Source organism: Streptomyces sp. BBFR2 (assembly GCF_044497305.1).
GTDB lineage: Bacteria > Actinomycetota > Actinomycetes > Streptomycetales > Streptomycetaceae > Streptomyces.
Genome location: NZ_CP172415.1, coordinates 1,328,401 through 1,345,460, shown reverse-complemented (window position 1 = coordinate 1,345,460; position 17,060 = coordinate 1,328,401). Strand labels below are relative to the sequence as shown.

Sequence of the window (17,060 nt, the reverse complement as noted above, 5' to 3'; positions counted from 1 at the left end):
ATGTCCGCCGACACCACCGACACGACCGCCGACACAACGACTGACACGACCGCCGGCACCACCACCGCCGGTGCCCCGCCCCGTGCGGACCGGCCCGCCGCCGCGCCGCCCGCCGCCCGGCCCCGCTCCCACCGCCTCGGCCGTCTCTACCTGCGGCGATTCCTCCGTAACCGGCTCGCCGTCACCGGCGTCGCGATCTTCGTCCTGCTGGTGCTGTTCAGCGCCTTCGGCGGTCTGCTCACCCCGTACACCTACGCCGACACCGACTTCGCGGCGCTCACCCAACCGCCGGGCGCCGCCCACTGGTTCGGTACCAACCAGGGCGGCAACGACGTCTACGCCTCCGCCGTGCACGGCCTCCAGCGGTCCCTGGTGATCGCGGTCAGCGTCTCCGTGCTGACCGTCACCGTCGCCGCGGTCATCGGCTCCGGCGCCGCGTACTTCGGCGGCCGGATCGAGCGGGCCACGCTCGCCGTCATCCACTTCCTGCTGGTCGTGCCCTCGTTCCTGATCCTCGCGCTGGTCTCCCACCGCCTCGCCGGTGACTGGCGGGTCCTCATCGTCGTGCTGACGGTCTTCGGCTGGATGTCCACCGCCCGCGTCATCTGGTCGGTCTCCACCTCGCTGCGCGAGCGGGACTACGTACGGGCGGCGGAGTTCATGGGGGTGAGCGCGCCCCGCATCATCCGGCGTCACCTCATCCCCAACCTCGGCTCGCTGCTGATCGTCAACCTGACGCTCGGCGTCGTCGCGACCGTCCTGAGCGAGACCGCCCTGTCCTTCCTCGGGTTCGGCGTCCAGACCCCGGACGTCTCCCTCGGCACGATGCTCGCCGACGGCGCGACGACCGTCACCAGCGCCCCCTGGCTCTTCGCCTTCCCCGCGGGCCTGGTCGTCCTGCTCACCGTCTCGATGACCTTCATCGGCGACGGACTGCGCGACGCTCTCGACCCCACATCCGTGACCGGCGCGGCTGGAGGCCGACAGTGACCCGTACGACGACCCTGCCCCACCCGGCGCCGCGGTCCGCCGCCACCACCCCCGTGCTCTCCGTACGGGACCTGCGGATCTCCTTCCCCTCCGAATCCGGCCCGGTCGAGGCGGTCCGCGGCATCAGTTTCGATCTGCTGCCCGGCCGCACCCTCGGCATCGTCGGCGAGTCCGGCTCCGGCAAATCGGCCACCGCGATGGGCGTCATGGGCCTGCTGCCGCCCACCGCCGACCTCTCCGGACAGGTCCTGCTGCACGGCCGTGACCTGGCCGGACTCGACGACAAGGCGCTCTCCTCGGTCCGCGGCAACGACCTCGGCATGGTCTTCCAGGACCCGCTGTCCGCGCTCACCCCGATCTTCTCCGTGGGCCGCCAGCTCTCCGACGCCCTCCGCGTCCACCAGGACCTGACGAAACGCGCCGCCTGGGAGCGGGCCGTCGAACTCCTCGACCTCGTCGGCATCCCCGACCCGCGCGAGCGCGCCCGCTCCTTCCCGCACGAGTTCTCCGGCGGTATGCGCCAGCGCGTCGTCATCGCCCTCGCCATCGCCAACCAGCCGTCCGTCCTCATCGCGGACGAGCCCACCACCGCCCTCGACGTCACCGTCCAGGCACAGATCCTCGACGTCCTGCGGGTCGCCCAGCGGGAGACCGGCGCCGGACTCGTCCTCATCACCCACGACCTCGGCGTCGTCGCCGGACACGCCGACGACATCGCCGTGATGTACGCGGGCCGCATCGTGGAACGGGCGGGCGCCCGGGAGCTGTTCGACCGGCCGGTCATGCCGTACACCGCCGGGCTGCTCGCCGCCGTACCCACCGTGGACAGCGGGGTCCGCCGCCCGCTGGTCCCCATCGGCGGGGAGCCGCCCGTCCTCGTCGGCCCGCCGCCCGGCTGCGCCTTCGCGAGCCGCTGCCGGGTCGCCGTCGACGCCTGCCGCACCACCGACCCGGAGCTGCGCGACGTCCCCGGGCACGGACAGGCCGCCTGCCTGCGCGCCGCCGAGGTGGCCGCCGGCACGCTCGATCCGGCCGGGGCCGCCCCGGACGGCGCGCCGGAGCCCGGCGGTGCGGAGCCGGCCGCCGGGGAAGTGGTCCTCCGCGTCGAGGACCTCGTCAAGACGTTCCCCGTCACCCGGGGCGCCGTCCTCAAACGCCGCGTCGGCACGCTGCACGCCGTCAACCGCGTCAGCTTCGAACTGCGCGCCGGGGAGACCCTGGGCCTGGTCGGCGAGTCCGGCAGCGGCAAGACGACGACCCTGCTGGAGATCCTGCGGCTGAAGCGGCCCGAGGGCGGACGCATCGAGATCGCCGGCACCGACATCGCGGCCGCCGGGCCGCGCGCCCGGGAGCTGCGGCGGGACGTCCAGATCGTCCTCCAGGACCCGATGGGCTCCCTCGACCCGCGCCTGCCGGTCCACCATCTGCTGGCCGAACCGCTCCAGGCCATGGGTGCCGACCGCGCCACGATCGACGCCCGCGTCCCCGAACTGCTCCGCCTGGTCGGCCTGGACGAGGCGGTGAGCGACCGCTTCCCGGCCGCGCTCTCCGGCGGCCAGCGCCAGCGCGTCGGCATCGCCCGCGCGCTGGCCACCGAACCGAAACTCCTCGTCCTCGACGAACCGCTCTCCGCCCTCGACGTGTCCGTCCAGGCCGGAGTGATCAACCTGCTGGCACGGCTGCGCCGGGAACTCTCCCTCGCCACCCTCGTCGTCGCCCACGACCTGGCCGTCGTCCGCTACCTCTCCGACCGCATCGCCGTGATGTACCTCGGTCACCTCGTCGAGACCGGCCCCACCGAGACGCTCTTCGCCGACCCCCGGCACCCGTACACCCGGGCGCTGCTCTCGGCGATCCCGGTGCCCGACCCGGAGCGCGAACGCACCCGCGAGCGCCTGGTCCTGGAGGGCGAGCAGCCGAGCGCCACCCGGCTCCCCGCGGGCTGCGTCTTTGTCGACCGCTGCCCGCTGTACCGCGACGCCGGTGAGGAGCTGCGCCGCCGCTGCCGCACCGAACGCCCGGCCCCGGCGGAGGTGGCCGGCGCCCCCGGCCACCGCTACGCCTGCCACGCCGCCTGACCCGCAACCCCCTCCCACTCCCCGGAACACGAAGGAACCCCGCCGCCATGCGCGCAAGACTGGTCCTGCCCCTAGCTCTCGTCGCCGCCGTCTCCGTCGCCGCCACCGCCTGCCAGGCGCCCGCCGCGAAGGACACCGCCGACGGCCCCAGGACCGCGTCGGCCGCCGTCGACTACAACCCGCAGCCCTACGACAAGATCAAGGACGGCGGCACCTACACCACCGCCGGCACCTTCGACGACCAGGGCAACCCGTTCAACGTCAACGCCACACTGACCGCGGCCCGCGTCTGGAGCTGGTACAACGCCGACGCGATCACCTACTCACCCGCGGGCGAGGTCCGGTACAACCCCGACTACTACAGCGACGTCAAGGTCACCGTCGAGGGCGGCGACCAGAAGGTCGTCCTCACCCTCAACCCGAAGGCCACGTTCAACGACGGCACCCCCATCGACTGGCGGGCCATCGAGGCCACCTGGAAGGCCGACAACGGCTCCGACAAGGAGTACGCCGCCGCCTCCACCGACGGCTACGACCGGATCACCTCGGTCGAGCGCGGCAAGGACGACAAGCAGGCCGTCATCCGCTTCAAGGGCGTCAACCCCGCCTGGCCCGCCCTCTTCAGCACCTTCCTGCACCCGAAGGCCGCCACCGTCGCCAACTTCAACAAGGCGTACGTGAAGAAGGCCCACCCCGAGTGGGGCGCCGGCCCGTACACCGTCGGTAGCTGGGACACCCACTCCGGCAACATCACCTTCGTCCGCAACCCCAAGTGGTGGGGGAAGAAGGGCAAGCTCGACAAGCGCGTCTACGTCAACCTGGAGTCGACGGCGGCGGTCAACGCCTTCAAGAACGGCCAGCTCGACTACGTCTCCGCCGTCGACGCGGAGAGCCTCAAGCAGATCAAGGGCCTCAACGGCACCGAGATCCGCAGCGGCGGCAGCCCCTTCGAGTACTCGCTGAACGTCAACACCCGCTCCCCGCTCCTCGCCGACAAGGCCGTCCGCAAGGCGCTCCTCGAAAGCGTCGACCGCCCGCAGATCGCCCGCATCCAGTTCCAGGGCCTCGACTACAAGGAACCGCTCCCCGGCTCCGCCGTCCTCTACAGCTTCCAGAAGGGCTACGAGGACAACGTCGCCACCGCGGTGAAGTACGCGCCCGGCGACGCCCCCAAGACCCTCGACGCCGCGGGCTGGAAGCCCGGCCCGGACGGCATCCGCGTCAAGGACGGCAAGAAGCTGGAGATCGGCTACACCCTCCTCGGGGACGACCCGCTGGGCAAGGCCACCGCGGGTGCGCTGGCCGCCATGCTGAAGCCCGCCGGTATCCACCTCGTCGTCAAGAAGGGCGACGACGCGGACTTCGCGAAGATCCTCAACGAGCGCCGCTTCGACCTGATCCTCTCCGGCAACCGCTCCATGGACCCGTTCGGCGCCCGCTACCTCTGCGACTTCTACTGCGCGGACCGCGACTCCAACCTCACGGGCGCCGGCAACTCCGCCCTCGACAAGAAGATCCGCGCCACCTCCGACATCGCCGACCTCGGCAAGCAGGCGGTGGCCGTCAACAAGGTCGAACGCGAGGCGCTGGGCCAGTACGCCTTCCTGCCGCTGTTCAGCGGCCCGTCCACGTACGGCGTGAAGAAGGGCCTCGCCAACGTCGGCGCGACGATTTTCCACAGCCCGCTGCCGGAGACGGTCGGCTGGCAGAAGTGACCGCCGCGGCCCGGCCGTCCCGCCCCGTGCCCGGCGCACGGGGCGGGACGGCCGCCGCGGTACGGGAGCGGTGGCGGCTCCACCGCAAGCGGCGGTGAGCGCTACTCCGGGGAGCTGAGCGCGCCCTCCTGCCCGGCGCCGGACCGCAGCCCGGCGGACCACTTCTCCTCGATCCGGCCGAACTTCCAGACCGCGAACGCCACGGCCCAGGTGGCGAAGAAGAGCCCCACGATGACGAAGCCGACGATGTTCAGATCGAGCCCGGCGATCCAGTCCCAGAAGAAGCCGTGCAGAGCGAGCTTGTCGGCGAGCAGCCCGAGGAGTTCGACGGTCCCGATGAGCAGGGCCACGGCGACCGAGAGCCCGGTGATGGTGAGGTTGTAGTAGACCTTGCGGACCGGTTTGGAGAACGCCCAGCCGTAGGCGAAGTTCATGAACGAACCGTCGATGGTGTCCAGCAGTGACATCCCGGCCGCGAACAGCACCGGCAGGCAGAGGATGGCGTACCAGGGCAGACCGGAGGCGGCGCCGGACCCGGCCAGCACCAGCAGCGCGACCTCGGTCGCGGTGTCGAAGCCGAGCCCGAAGAGCAGCCCCAGCGGGTACATCTGCCACGGCTTGGTGATCGACTTCATGACGCGGCCGAGCAGCCGGTTCATGAACCCGCGGTTGTTGAGCTGCTCCTCCAGCGCCGCCTCGTCGAACGACCCGGCCCGCATCTTGCGGAAGACCTGCCAGATGCCGGCCAGGATGACGAGGTTGACCGCGGCGATGAGGTAGAGGAAGACGCCGGAGACGGTGGTGCCGATCAGGCCCGTGATGTCGTGCAGCCGGGAGCTGTCGTCCCGCACCGGCCCGGCGAGGGCCTTGACCCCCAGGGAGAGCAGGAAGGCGAGCCCGAAGACGACGCTGGAGTGGCCCAGCGAGAACCAGAAACCGACCGACAGCGGGCGCTGCCCCTCACCCATCAGCTTGCGGGTGGTGTTGTCGATGGCGGCGATGTGGTCGGCGTCGAAGGCGTGCCGCATGCCCAGCGTGTAGGCGGTGACGCCGATGCCGATGCCGAAGGTCTTGGTACCCAGGCTGTAGTGCTCCGGCGCCACGATGGCGACCAGCGTGAACCAGCCGATGACGTGCAGCGCGACGATGAACGAGGCCATGCCTGCCATCCGGCCCCATTCGGCGCGGGTCATCGAGCGCGCGATGCGCTGACGGCGGGAGAGCGCGGTACCGGCCGCGGGCGTGGACGGGGGCAGGGACATGGATACCGCTTTCTTCTTCTCTCCGGTTGGCGCTTACCCCACCACATTCCTGCGGGTCGGTTTTACTTGCAACCAATGTGCAGTAAAACCGTGACTGTTCCCTGCCGCGAGTGGTGCGGTGGCGGGTGACGGTGTGGCCCGGTCGCACGGGGGCCGGGGTGCGCGCGCCCGCCCGGTGGCCGCTGCCTGCCGCGCCACGGGCCCGGCGCACCGGTGCGTCAGGCGGCCCCTTCCGCCCCGGGCCCGACGTGCCAACTCTCCCCGGCCCAGGGGGTTGTAGGCTGATCGGATTCGTGGGCTCGGCAGTGGTGCGGGCGGCAACGCCGCTGTGCTTTGGCGCTGGCGTTTCCCACCGCCACCGACGAGGGGTTGACGAGGGCCGCGGAACTCGTGCTGCGGTGGGGCTCCGAGGGGGTCGGCGTCCAGTTGGAGCCGGATCTCGCGGAGCGGATGTTGCTGGATCTGATGGCGGTGGCGGGCCAGGACCCGACGGAGTTCGCACATGCCCGCGCACCGCGTACGGAGCTGACCTTCGTCCCGCCGGCCACCAGCCGCGCCTGGAGCCGGACGAACGAGACCCGGGACGACTATCCCTTCGTTCCGCGTCCGCCGGAGCCCCCCGGCCGCGGGCGGTTCCGGCGCGGGCGGGGTGTCGCGGGCCCGGAATGACGGCGCGCCCGCGGCGCCCGGTTGCCACCGTCACGGGCGAGGTGTGCGGGTATGAACGGGCACACACAATCCCGACGCGGGAAACCGCCCCGGCTGTCGGTTCCGGCGCCGGTGGATGGTGCAGGATGGGCCGCGGACGTGGTGCGATGTGTGCCGCGCCCGGCGGTGTTTGTATGTTTATCCCTGGAAATGATCGATGTGGATACCGCGTCAGGCAGTGCCCCCCACGAATGAGGTGAAGCGGTGAACGGCCCCGATGCCACCGATGAGCAGTGGGAAGGGCTGGCCGAGGTCGTACCGCTGCGTAGCGGCAGTGAATGGCCCTCCTGGCCGGACCACCGCGCGCTGCCCGACGACGAACCGGCCGAGGAGAGCCGCCGGTTCGTCGTGATCCGGGTGCAGACCTTCGCCGACGCCCGCGAGGTCGCCGAGTACCTCATGGCCCAGATCCCCGTGCTGCTGGATCTCAGCAGCGCCGACGCCGATGTCGCCAAGCGCATCCTCGATTTCTCCAGCGGCGTCGTCTTCGGTCTGGCCAGCGGAATGCACCGCGTCGACACCAATGTCTTCCTGCTCGCCCCCCAGGGCACGGAGGTCGCGGAACCGACCACCGGAGGCGTCCCCCGTTCGTAGGAAGAACCTACGATGTAACGGTTCTCCGACGGGCGCCCCGCGGGACGCTGCATAGCTTCGAGCTATGCATAGCGCCAGCGCGCGTCCCGCGCTCACCGAGTTACGCCTCTCCGCCTTCCGCAACCACCGGGGCGTCAGCCTCCCGCTCGGCCCCGTCACGCTGCTGACCGGCCCGAGCGGCAGCGGCAAGACCGGCGCCCTCCAGGCGTACGGCATCCTCGCCCGGCTCGGCGCCGGGGAACGGCTCGCGGACGCGCTGGCGTCCGTACCCGGTGGCGCCCCGGCGTGCGTCCCGGCCGACGCGCGCCCCGACGAGCAGGGCCGCCGGGGCTTCCGGATCGGCTGCACCGTCGACGGACCGGCCGGTCCGGTCCGCCTCGATCTCGCCGTCCAGACCGAGCCCCGTCTGCGGATCGCCGGGGAACGGCTGACCGGCGGCGGCGAAACCCTCCTCACCACCGCCCTGACGGACCCGGGCCGCCCCGCCGTACAGGCCGCCTGGCACACGGCGGGCGCGGCGCCCGTCACCCGCGCCCCGCTGCCCGACGACCGCCTCGGCACTTCACTGCTGCCGCTCCGCGTCGCGGGCAAGACGGCCGGTCAGCGGCTGGTGCTGGCCGCCGCGGAACAGGTCGTGGTGGCGCTCAGGTCGGTGTTCCGGTGCGATCCGCGCCCGGAGGCGATCCGCGGCGAACGGCCCGCCCCCGGGCACGGCGCGGACCTCGGCGGGCCCGGGGACACCACGGGCGACCGCGCGGCCCACGGGCGGTGCGGTCCGGCACGCGGCCCACGGACGGGGGACCGCGGCGCCCCGGACGCGGCGGGCGACGGGGCGGCCGGGGCGGAGCGGCTGCGGCCGTCCTGCGACAACCTGGCGGCGGTACTGGAACGGCTCACCGAGGAACGCACCCGGCGCCGCACCGGCCTGCTGGCGGCGGTACGGGCCGCCTGCGCGGGGCCGGCCGAGGAGCTGTGCGCCGTGCCCCGGCAGCCCGACGGACGGGTACGGAGCGCTGCGGCGGTGACCGCCGGGCGGGCCCCGGGACCGACGCCGCCCCGGGGCGGACCCGCCGGGACACCGGGGCTGCGGGCCGTACTCGACCGAGGGCACCTGGGGGCGATGCCCCTGGACCGGCTCGGCGACGGCGAGTTGCGCTACCTGGGACTCGCGGTGGTGCTGCTCACCGGGCCGGGCGAGTTGGAGATGGACCCGGTGGCGGAGATCCCGGAGGCGCTCCAGCAGTTGACGGTCGTCGCGGACGGCGCGGACCGCTGCATGGACGCCCGGCAGGCGGCCGGACTGATGGCGCTGGCCGTACGGATGGCGGACCGTGGCCGGGTGCGGCTCCTGGGGACGGTGCGGGATCCGGCGGTCGCCGACGGACTGCCCGGGGTGCGGGTGCTACACCTGGGGCATGAGTGAAGATCTCCGCACCCTCCAGCGGCGGCTGGCCGCCTTCGCCGCCGCACGCGACTGGCAGCAGTACCACAACCCCAAGAACCTGGCGGCGGCGCTCAGCGTCGAAGCCTCCGAACTCGTCGAGATCTTCCAGTGGCTGACCCCTGAGCAGTCGGCCGCGGTCATGTCCGAACCGGCCTCGGCACACCGGGTCGAGGACGAGGTCGCGGACGTCCTCGCCTATCTGCTGCAGTTCTGCGAGGCCCTGGGCATCGACGCCCTGAAGGCCCTGGCCGCGAAGATCGAACGCAACGAGGCCCGCTTCCCCGCGGTACGCGACGCCCGCCCGGACCGCGACCGCACGGCGGACGGGGCGGACGGAGACGGCGCGGGGAGCGGGTCGCGGGGCGGGTCAGGGGCTGCCCGCCCGGGGGACGGGGCGCCGGACGCCCCCGGCGGGGCGGATTCCGCCTCCTGAGCTTCGTCCGGCGGCCGCCCGCCGTTCCCCGGCACCGCCCCTCGGCGGGGCAGAAGCGCCGGGGGAGGCCCCGGTACGGGGTCGGCGGGCGGCCCCGGGTGTGGCCGGATCGGGCGCGTGCGCGGGGCGCTTCAGGGCGTTCCGCCGTCGTCGGACCGGCGTCTCTCCTGAGCGGCGCGCCACCTGTCGTGACGTAACGGGTCGCCGGTACGCCCGGGGCCGGTGGGATGCCCATGACCCGACGGTGCGTCAGGTGGTGGAGGGAGAGCCGCGACGGAAGCGGGCAGAGCGACTCGGGCGCGCCGTATGTCACTCTCCGGAGTCATGGATCTCTCCACATCGCCGTGGTTGTCCACAGATTTGCGAATTCCCCTGGTGTTTTTGGGTGTTCACCCTCACTCTGGGTAGTGGAACAGTGTGAGGTGAGGCAGATGACGGCGGAGGGAGAAACGCGCATGGACGCGGTGCGGATCATCGCGGCCGGTCGGCGCGGTCTGGCAGAGGCGAGCACGGTGCGGGAAGTGGTCGTCGAGGCGTGGCAGGCGCAAGCCCTGGCCGAGGCGGTCGGAAGCCATCTCGCGATATTCGGGCCGTACGAAGTGCGGTCCCGGGCGCGCGGGTTGGGCGATGCGGGCGGGCGGTTCAGCGGGGGACTGCTGTGCCCGGTGGCGACGGCGGGCGGCCTGCGGGCGGCCCAGCTCACCGAAGTGAAGGACGTCAGGGCCGCGTTGACGGGCCTGCGCGGACTGCTGCGGGAGGTCTGCGAGGTACTCGTGGGCATCGTGTGCGCGGCGGACGAGGAGGGGATGTACTGGACCTGCGTCGAGGTGATGGATTCCGCCGATGAATCGCGCGACCGTATCGCCGGAATACTCGAAAAACTGGAGATACGCGACCACGACCTCGCCTGAGGCGCGGCACGCACGCCGGCCACGCCCCCCGCCGTGGTGCCCGGCGCCGCGGTCGGCGAGGCACGTGACGACGGCGCTCCATCTCTCCGGCCGGCTCCCGGCTCCTGCCGGCGATCCGCCTTCCGCCGGGGGGTGTCCCTCTCGCCCGGGGCGACGCCGGTCGTCAGTTCCGTTCGCCGCCCATTTCCGTGGCCCCTCCGGATTTCGTCGGAGTGCCTTCTGCCGGCCCGGTCTCGATGGCCGGCCTCGATGTCCGCTCCCGGTCGGTGCCGGGCCCGTGTCCCGGTAGGGCCCGCATCTCGGCTGGGCGTGCGCCCGATCCGGTCTCGTCTTCCTGCTCCGGCCCAGCCCCGTCCCCCTGCTCCGGCCCCGAGCCCCGACAGGCCGCGCTCCCCGGGTCGGCCCCCGTTTCCCGGCGGTCGCGCTCGCGGCGGGCTCTGTCCCGTCCGGCCGGTGGCTCCTTCTGTTCGCCGGGTGCTTCGATCCGGGGCACGCGGTACGCGGCGACGGTTCCGCGGGCGCTGAGCATGCAGGATGGAGGTATGGATCTGCGTATTTTCACGGAGCCTCAGCAGGGGGCTTCCTACGACACCCTTCTCACCGTCGCCAAGGCCACCGAAGACCTCGGCTTCGACGCCTTCTTCCGCTCCGACCATTACCTCGCGATGGGCAACTCCGACGGCCTGCCCGGCCCGACGGACGCCTGGATCACCCTGGCCGGTCTCGCCCGCGAGACGCGGCGCATCCGCCTCGGCACCCTGATGACCGCCGGTACCTTCCGCCTCCCCGGTGTGCTGGCGATCCAGGTCGCCCAGGTCGACCAGATGTCCGGCGGCCGCGTTGAACTGGGCCTGGGCGCGGGCTGGTTCGAGGAGGAACACAAGGCGTACGGCATCCCCTTCCCCAAGGAGAAGTTCGCCAGGCTGGAGGAGCAGCTCGCGATCGTCACCGGCCTGTGGGCCACGGAGGAGGGCAAGGAGTTCTCCTTCGACGGCGACCACTACCAGTTGACGAAGTCGCCCGCGCTGCCCAAGCCCGCCCAGCACAAGGTCCCGGTGCTGATCGGTGGCCACGGCGCGACCCGCACGCCGCGGCTCGCCGCGCAGTACGCCGACGAGTTCAACATCCCGTTCGCCTCGCTCCAGGACAGCGAGCGCCAGTTCGGCCGGGTGCGGGCGGCGGCGGAGGCGGCCGGACGCAAGGGCGATGACCTGGTGTACTCCAACGCCCTCGTCGCCTGCGTCGGCAAGAACGACGCCGAGGTGGCGCGCCGCGCGGCGGCCATCGGGCGCGAGGTGGACGAACTGAAGGCCAACGGCCTGGCCGGCTCGCCCGCCGAGGTCGCCGACAAGATCGGGCGGTACGCCGAGATCGGCGCCTCCCGCGTCTACCTCCAGATCCTGGACCTGGACGATCTGGACCACCTGGAGCTGATCTCCGCCCAGGTGCAGTCGCAGCTCGGCTGAGCCGCAGGGGACCGCCGCACGGGGCCACCGGGCCGGGCCGCGCCCCGGGGCCCGGCGGACCCGTACCGCACCGAGGGCCGTCGTCCCGGGCAGGTAGTACCCGCCCGGGACGACGGCCCTCGCGCTGTTCCGGGGGTGCGGTCACTCGCAGCCTCGGCTCCCGTACGACTCCGGGGGAGCGGTTACCTGGCATGCCGCCCCTCGTTCGTGCCGGGTGAGCGGCTGCCTGGGACTACGGCCTCAGCTCTGTTCCGGTCTGTTCCGGGCGCCCCGGCCGGTGCTCCGATCGATGCCCGGCCGGGCCCGGCCGCCCGGCAGTTTGTGCCCGATGGGCGGCTGTCCCCCACGCGGGCGGGGAGCGAGGCCGGGAGCGGCCCCGCACGGGCGGTTCGGCAGGGCCGTGGAAATGGGGCTTTGCCGTAATTGCCGTCAACTTGGCGCCTCTTCCGGGAGATGCTCCGGGCACTGCTGGCGCCATGTTGACAGCGGCTCGGCGTGCCGCGGCGGCCCACGGGAGGAATCGACCACCGAAGCGGAATCCCGTCGGACGGTCCGCACGGAGCCCGCGGGGAGGCACCCGACCTCGTACGGAAGGGGGCCGGGCGCGGAGGCGGGGACGGCTGGAACCGGCCATGGGCGAGTCCGCTGCCGACCCGCGAGGATGACACAAGGACGATCCTCCGGCGCCCGGGAAACGCGCCGAACCGCGCGCGTGCGGCCGCCGCGCGAGCCGCTGCCGAGCCCCTGCCCCGGTGGTGCCCGAGCGGCATTCGCTCCATCACCGGTGAAAAGAGTCCGGCTCCCGCGCCACTCCGCCGACACGCCGACCGGACGGCTGCGGACGCCGGAGCAAGGACCCCGCACCGGGCGGCAGCACAGGGCGCACGGCCGTAGCGCCGCCGGACCTTCGCGCGGTGCGCGGCGCCCGGAGCGGCGCGAGACGCACACCCCCAGCGCACGAGACCCGTGGTGCGCCCCCAGCCGGACCATCCACTCGTCCGAGCCCGCTGGCCGACCCGCGTCGGCCTTCCACGCCTGGGGAGGCCCGCACAGGGCGAACTGCCCGGGCCACGGCGGGCTGCCCCGGACTCGGCGGGCGTATCAGCCGCACCGGCTGTGCCGGGTACAGCGGAGGGGGCACGGACACACCCGGCGCCGCCCCAGTCGAACCCGACCCCACACCTCCTCACCCCGGCCCTCACCCCCCTCCCAGGGAATCCCCCCACGTACCCCTGAGACAGACCCTCACTTCTCCCCCGAATCCCGCTGGTGGCGTTCACGGTGGGACGGAAGCGGCCAAGATGGAGAGATGGGATTCCATGTCGATTCCGAGGCCGGGCGGCTGCGCCGCGTCATCCTGCACCGTCCTGATCTGGAGCTGAAGCGGCTGACGCCGACCAACAAGGACGCGCTCCTCTTCGATGACGTGCTGTGGGTGCGCCGGGCGCGGGCGGAGCACGACGGTTTCGCCGACGTGCTGCGCGACCGCGGGGTGGCGGTGCATCTCTTCGGCGATCTGCTGGCCGAGACGCTCGCCCTGCCCGCCGCGCGCGAGCTGGTCCTGGACCGCGTCTTCGACGAGAAGGAGTACGGTCCGCTCGCCACCGACCATCTGCGGGCCGCCTTCGACGCGCTGCCGGTCGCGGAGCTGGTCGAGGCGCTGGTCGGCGGGATGACGAAGCGGGAATTCCTGGAGCGGCACCCGGAGCCGGCATCGGTCCGTTTCCACGTCATGGAGCTGGACGACTTCCTGCTGGGCCCGCTGCCCAACCACCTCTTCACCCGCGACACCTCCGCCTGGGTCTACGACGGGGTGTCGGTCAACGCCATGCGCTGGCCGGCCCGGCAGCGCGAGACGGTGCACTACGAAGCGATCTACGCCCACCACCCGCTCTTCCGCGACGCGGAGTTCCACGTCTGGTCGAGGGGACAGGCGGACTACCCCTCCACCATCGAGGGCGGTGACGTGCTGGTGCTGGGCAACGGCGCGGTGCTGATCGGGATGAGCGAGCGGACCACGCCGCAGGCCGTCGAGATGCTGGCCAGGGGGCTGTTCGCCGCCGGATCGGCCCGCACCATCGTGGCGCTGGACATGCCCAAGCGCCGCGCCTTCATGCACCTCGACACGGTCATGACCATGATCGACGGCGATACCTTCACGCAGTACGCGGGGCTCGGCATGCTCCGCTCGTACACCATCGAACCGGGCGGCGAGGGCGATCTCAAGGTCACCGACCATCCCCCCGAGCACATGCACCGCGCGATGGCGGCGGCGCTCGGGCTCAGCGACATCCGGGTGCTCACCGCCACCCAGGACGTGCACGCCGCGGAGCGGGAGCAGTGGGACGACGGCTGCAACGTCCTCGCGGTGGAGCCGGGCGTGGTGGTCGCCTACGAGAGGAACGTCACGACCAACACCTTCCTGCGCAAGCGCGGCATCGAGGTCATCACCATCCCGGGCAGCGAACTGGGCCGGGGCCGGGGCGGGCCGCGCTGTATGAGCTGCCCGGTGGAGCGTGACGCGATACCGGGCACGGCCTGAGGGGCGGGCCGGCGGGCGCCGGACGACCGCGACGGGGCGGCGGCCCGCCGGTCGGCGGACGCACTCTGAATATTGATGCGGCGACTCGTATACAATTCCAGGGTCCGTGTCCGAAAACATCCGCTCGTGCCCGATGCCGTGAACCAGGAGTCACCATGGCGATAGATCTCACCGGCCGCCACTTCCTCAAGGAGCTGGACTTCACCGCCGAGGAATTCCGCGGGCTGGTCGACCTGGCGGCCGAGCTGAAGGCCGCCAAGCGTGCCGGTACCGAGGTCCAGCGGCTGCGCGGCCGCAACATCGCTCTCATCTTCCAGAAGACCTCGACCCGCACCCGCTGCGCCTTCGAGGTCGCCGCCGCCGACCAGGGCGCCTCGACCACGTACCTCGACCCGGCCGCGTCGCAGATGGGCCACAAGGAGTCCGTCCGCGACACCGCGCGCGTCCTCGGCCGGATGTTCGACGGCATCGAGTTCCGGGGCAGTGCGCAGACGGATGTCGAGGAGCTGGCCGCGTACGCCGGCGTCCCGGTGTTCAACGGTCTGACCGACGACTGGCACCCGACCCAGATGCTCGCCGACCTCCTCACCGTCGTCGAGCACAACGGCGGCCGTCCGCTGGCCGGCACCGCCTTCGCCTACCTCGGCGACGCCCGCTACAACATGGGCAACTCCTACCTCGTCACCGGCGCGCTGCTCGGCATGGACGTCCGGATCGTGGCGCCGCGCCCGCTCTGGCCGTCCGACGAGGTCGTGGCCCAGGCCCAGACGCTCGCCGCGGCGAGCGGCGCCCGGGTCACGCTCACCGAGGACGTCGCCGAGGGCGTGCGCGGCGCCGGTTTCGTGACCACCGACGTCTGGGTCTCCATGGGGGAGCCCAAGGAGGTCTGGGACGAGCGGATCGCGCTGCTCGCCCCGTACGCGGTGACCATGGACGTGCTGCGGGCCACCGGCAAGCCGGACGTGAAGTTCCTGCACTGCCTGCCCGCCTTCCACGACCTGGGTACGGCGATCGGCCGGGAGATCCACGCCCGCCACGGTCTGACCTCGCTGGAGGTCACCGACGAGGTCTTCGAGTCGCCGCACTCCGTCGTCTTCGACGAGGCGGAGAACCGCATGCACACCATCAAGGCCGTCCTCGTCGCCACCCTCGGCCGCTGACGCCCGCCGGTCGCGGGGTGTGCCCGGCACACCCCGCACTGCATACCCATACGTACAAATGGGCGATCATGCAGTCATAGCGGTTACCATCGACCGCTCACGGGGTCCGGCCCACCGGCCGCGCCCCGTTCCGCGCGCCGCCCACCCCGCCGCGCGCACCCGCACCACCAGAGATGAGAACCACCCCATGCGCCCGTCCGCAGCCCGCCGCCCGTCCCAGGCGCGGCGCGCACCGCTCGCCGCCCGCCCCGGGCTGCGCATCAAGTCCCCCGACGCGCTCCTCGCCGAATCGGGCACGGACCTCGACGGCAACGGCCTCACCCGCAGCATGGGACTCTTCCAGGTCGTCTGCTTCGGCATCGGCGCCATCGTCGGCACCGGCATCTTCGTCGGGCTCTCCGACACCGTCGCCCACGCCGGCCCCGCGGTCCTCATCTCCTTCGTCCTCGCCGCCCTGACCTGCGTCTTCACCGCCTTCTCCTTCGCCGAGCTGGGCGGCGCGATCCCGGTGTCCGGCAGCTCGTACTCCTACGCGTACGCCACCCTCGGCGAGCGGACCGCGTTCCTCGTCGGCTGGTGTCTGCTGCTGGAGTACGGCGTCTCGGTGTCGGCGGTCGCGGTCGGCTGGGGCCAGTACCTCAACGAACTGCTCGGCAGCCTCATCGGATGGCAACTGCCCGCCGCGCTGGCGAGCCCGCCCGGTGACGGCGGCATCGTCAACATCCCGGCGGTCGTCGTGCTGCTGCTCGCCGCGACGCTCCTGGTGCGGGGCATCCGTGAGAGCGCCCGCGCCACCGCCGCCATGGCCGTGCTGAAGATCGCGGTGCTGCTGCTGTTCTGCGCCATCGCGCTCTCCGCCTTCCGCGACGGCAACCTCACGCCGTTCGCACCCGAGGGCGTCGCCGGGATCACCTCGGGCGCCTCCGTCGCGTTCTTCTCGTACATCGGCTTCGACGCGATCACCACCGCCGGTGAGGAGGTCAAGAATCCGCGCCGGAACATCCCGCTCGCGATCATGATCTGCATCGGCGTCGTCACCGTGCTGTACTGCCTGGTCGCCCTGAGCGCCATCGGTGCGCTCTCCGCCGGGGACGTCGCCGACAAGCCCGCCGCGCTCTCGCTGATCGTCAACCACGTCACGCACTCCGCGCTCGGCGGCGGGGTGATCGCCTTCGGCGCGGTCGTCGCCATCGCCTCGGTCGTCCTGGCGGTCATGTACGGCCAGACCCGCATCCTGATGTCGATGTCGCGTGATGGCTTGATCCCGAGGGTCTTCGCCCGGATCTCGCCCCGGAGGGCCACGCCCGTCGCCAACACCTGGATCGTCGCGGTCGTCTTCGCCGTCCCCGCCGCCGTCGTCCCGCTGGACGTGGTGATGAACCTGACCACCATCGGCACCCTGGCGATCATGGCGGTGGTCAACGTCAGCGTGATGGTGCTGCGCCGCACCCGCCCCGCACTCGCCCGCCGCTTCCGGGTCCCGCTCTTCCCGCTCAGCCCGCTCCTGGGCATCGCGTTCAGCCTCTACCTGATCTACGGCACGGGCCCCGCGACCTGGCTGCAGTTCGCCGCGTTCCTCGTCATCGGCGCCGTCGTCTACGCGTGCTACGGACGCCGCCACTCCCGCCTGCGGACCGCACCGGAGCCGGACACGGAGGGCGCGCCGCGCACCGAGGAGGCGCACCGCTCGGAGCCCGCGCCCCTGAGCTGAGCCGTGAGCCCGGGGCTCCGGACGGTGCCGGGCCCCTGCGGCACCG

General features: G+C 72.3%; 13 protein-coding genes. 12 read left to right on the top strand and 1 reads right to left on the bottom strand.

Annotated elements, in window-relative coordinates:
• The 3 genes from ACGH2B_RS04620 to ACGH2B_RS04610 are packed head-to-tail and all read left to right on the top strand — an operon-like array spanning window position 1 to window position 4,783.
• On the top strand, window positions 1–990 hold the full coding sequence (locus ACGH2B_RS04620) for an ABC transporter permease (RefSeq protein ID WP_399084489.1): 990 nt from the start codon (window positions 1–3) through the stop codon (window positions 988–990).
• Window positions 987–3,068 (top strand): dipeptide ABC transporter ATP-binding protein, encoded by a 2,082-nt coding sequence (locus tag ACGH2B_RS04615; RefSeq protein ID WP_399084486.1) that lies wholly within the window; start codon window positions 987–989, stop codon window positions 3,066–3,068. Before ACGH2B_RS04620 ends, ACGH2B_RS04615 begins: the two co-directional genes overlap by 4 nt.
• Before the next feature lie 47 nt (window positions 3,069–3,115).
• Entirely contained in the window at window positions 3,116–4,783 is a 1,668-nt protein-coding gene (locus ACGH2B_RS04610; RefSeq protein WP_399084483.1) for an ABC transporter family substrate-binding protein, read from the top strand.
• Window positions 4,784–4,884: 101 nt separating this feature from the next.
• Here ACGH2B_RS04610 and ACGH2B_RS04605 read toward each other — a convergent pair whose 3' ends face one another.
• On the bottom strand, window positions 4,885–5,976 hold the full coding sequence (locus tag ACGH2B_RS04605) for a HoxN/HupN/NixA family nickel/cobalt transporter (protein ID WP_399096702.1): 1,092 nt from the start codon (window positions 5,974–5,976) through the stop codon (window positions 4,885–4,887).
• Between the two features lie 438 nt (window positions 5,977–6,414).
• Between ACGH2B_RS04605 and ACGH2B_RS04600 the strand changes: the two genes are divergently transcribed.
• The 9 genes from ACGH2B_RS04600 to ACGH2B_RS04560 all read left to right on the top strand — a co-directional run bounded on the left by ACGH2B_RS04600 (window position 6,415) and on the right by ACGH2B_RS04560 (window position 17,014).
• Window positions 6,415–6,714 (top strand): hypothetical protein, encoded by a 300-nt coding sequence (locus tag ACGH2B_RS04600; protein WP_399084480.1) that lies wholly within the window; start codon window positions 6,415–6,417, stop codon window positions 6,712–6,714.
• 243 nt (window positions 6,715–6,957) lie between these two features.
• On the top strand, window positions 6,958–7,347 hold the full coding sequence (locus ACGH2B_RS04595; RefSeq protein WP_399084477.1) for a cell division protein SepF: 390 nt from the start codon (window positions 6,958–6,960) through the stop codon (window positions 7,345–7,347).
• Between the two features lie 64 nt (window positions 7,348–7,411).
• Window positions 7,412–8,770 (top strand): biotin transporter BioY, encoded by a 1,359-nt coding sequence (locus ACGH2B_RS04590; RefSeq protein WP_399084475.1) that lies wholly within the window; start codon window positions 7,412–7,414, stop codon window positions 8,768–8,770.
• On the top strand, window positions 8,763–9,224 hold the full coding sequence (locus ACGH2B_RS04585; protein WP_399084471.1) for a nucleotide pyrophosphohydrolase: 462 nt from the start codon (window positions 8,763–8,765) through the stop codon (window positions 9,222–9,224). The genes ACGH2B_RS04590 and ACGH2B_RS04585 overlap by 8 nt, the downstream gene beginning before the upstream one ends.
• A 455-nt stretch (window positions 9,225–9,679) precedes the next feature.
• A complete protein-coding gene (locus tag ACGH2B_RS04580; protein ID WP_399096699.1) occupies window positions 9,680–10,135 on the top strand; it encodes a DUF6099 family protein in 456 nt (151 codons plus the stop codon).
• Between the two features lie 542 nt (window positions 10,136–10,677).
• Window positions 10,678–11,601: an LLM class F420-dependent oxidoreductase gene (locus ACGH2B_RS04575; RefSeq protein ID WP_399084468.1), complete on the top strand. Its 924-nt coding sequence runs from the start codon at window positions 10,678–10,680 to the stop codon at window positions 11,599–11,601.
• A gap of 1,309 nt (window positions 11,602–12,910) precedes the next feature.
• Window positions 12,911–14,143: an arginine deiminase gene (locus ACGH2B_RS04570; protein WP_399084465.1), complete on the top strand. Its 1,233-nt coding sequence runs from the start codon at window positions 12,911–12,913 to the stop codon at window positions 14,141–14,143.
• 155 nt (window positions 14,144–14,298) lie between these two features.
• Window positions 14,299–15,303, top strand: a complete 1,005-nt coding sequence (gene argF / locus ACGH2B_RS04565) for an ornithine carbamoyltransferase (protein ID WP_399084462.1) — start codon at window positions 14,299–14,301, stop codon at window positions 15,301–15,303.
• A 187-nt stretch (window positions 15,304–15,490) separates the two neighbouring features.
• Window positions 15,491–17,014 carry an amino acid permease gene (locus ACGH2B_RS04560; protein WP_399084459.1) on the top strand — a complete coding sequence of 508 codons (1,524 nt, stop codon included), beginning with the start codon at window positions 15,491–15,493 and terminating at the stop codon, window positions 17,012–17,014.
• Window positions 17,015–17,060 lie beyond the last annotated feature (46 nt).

What these genes read in the sequence shown, in the direction of transcription:
- ACGH2B_RS04620 (WP_399084489.1), top strand. Translation starts at nt 1, where the DNA reads ATGTCCGCCGACACCACCGACACGACCGCCGACACAACGACTGACACG.
- ACGH2B_RS04610 (WP_399084483.1), top strand. Translation starts at nt 3,116, where the DNA reads ATGCGCGCAAGACTGGTCCTGCCCCTAGCTCTCGTCGCCGCCGTCTCC.
- ACGH2B_RS04605 (WP_399096702.1), bottom strand. Translation starts at nt 5,976, where the DNA reads ATGACCCGCGCCGAATGGGGCCGGATGGCAGGCATGGCCTCGTTCATC.
- ACGH2B_RS04590 (WP_399084475.1), top strand. Translation starts at nt 7,412, where the DNA reads ATGCATAGCGCCAGCGCGCGTCCCGCGCTCACCGAGTTACGCCTCTCC.
- ACGH2B_RS04585 (WP_399084471.1), top strand. Translation starts at nt 8,763, where the DNA reads ATGAGTGAAGATCTCCGCACCCTCCAGCGGCGGCTGGCCGCCTTCGCC.
- ACGH2B_RS04580 (WP_399096699.1), top strand. Translation starts at nt 9,680, where the DNA reads ATGGACGCGGTGCGGATCATCGCGGCCGGTCGGCGCGGTCTGGCAGAG.
- ACGH2B_RS04575 (WP_399084468.1), top strand. Translation starts at nt 10,678, where the DNA reads ATGGATCTGCGTATTTTCACGGAGCCTCAGCAGGGGGCTTCCTACGAC.
- ACGH2B_RS04570 (WP_399084465.1), top strand. Translation starts at nt 12,911, where the DNA reads ATGGGATTCCATGTCGATTCCGAGGCCGGGCGGCTGCGCCGCGTCATC.
- argF (WP_399084462.1), top strand. Translation starts at nt 14,299, where the DNA reads ATGGCGATAGATCTCACCGGCCGCCACTTCCTCAAGGAGCTGGACTTC.
- ACGH2B_RS04560 (WP_399084459.1), top strand. Translation starts at nt 15,491, where the DNA reads ATGCGCCCGTCCGCAGCCCGCCGCCCGTCCCAGGCGCGGCGCGCACCG.